The 518-nt window shown below is 40.9% G+C and carries 1 protein-coding gene; it reads left to right on the top strand.

The window, feature by feature from the left end; translation table 11 throughout:
* Positions 1-47 precede the first annotated feature (47 nt).
* On the top strand, positions 48-518 hold a 471-nt coding region (locus tag AB6735_RS28075; RefSeq protein ID WP_370999495.1), incomplete at its 3' end, for a DUF4372 domain-containing protein.

Genomic DNA, 518 nt, shown 5'->3' with positions numbered 1-518 from the left:
CCACAGGTGTTGGGAAGACGAATGGATAACCTTAACTTTAGGGGTATATGCGAGTACCCGACTTGTTGAAGTTGATTCCGGAGGAACGTCTTTCTTTTTTGGTTGACCATCATAAAACCGACCACAAAGTAAAGAAGCTGCCGGCTTCTTTACTTTTTAAATTATTGCTTTACAGTCAGTTCGAGGTAAAACAGAACAGTCTGAGAGTAATGGAGAATATTTTTAACTCTTATGCATTCAGCCATCTATCTGACAAACCGACAACGCAAAAGATACACTATAGTTCTATAAGTGAACGCCTAAGCCGCGCAGATGCGAGCTTTTTCGAAGCTTTATACACGGATTGTCTCGAACGTTTTTCAGCACAATTACCTCCAAAAGGTAATAAGCGACATCAATTATTGCGTTTTGATTCAACCCTGATATCGCTTTCTTCTAAGCTGATCAAGATCGGATTCCGTTCAGGAGGCAGTCAGGAACATGTAAAGCAGCTCAAATTCACCGTCGGTTTTTCAGAA

The sequence above is a fragment of the Mucilaginibacter sp. RCC_168 genome, from assembly GCF_041355315.1.
In the GTDB taxonomy this organism is placed as follows: domain Bacteria; phylum Bacteroidota; class Bacteroidia; order Sphingobacteriales; family Sphingobacteriaceae; genus Mucilaginibacter.
Note: the sequence above shows the minus strand (reverse complement) of the source record. Positions and strands in the feature narration are given on the sequence as shown.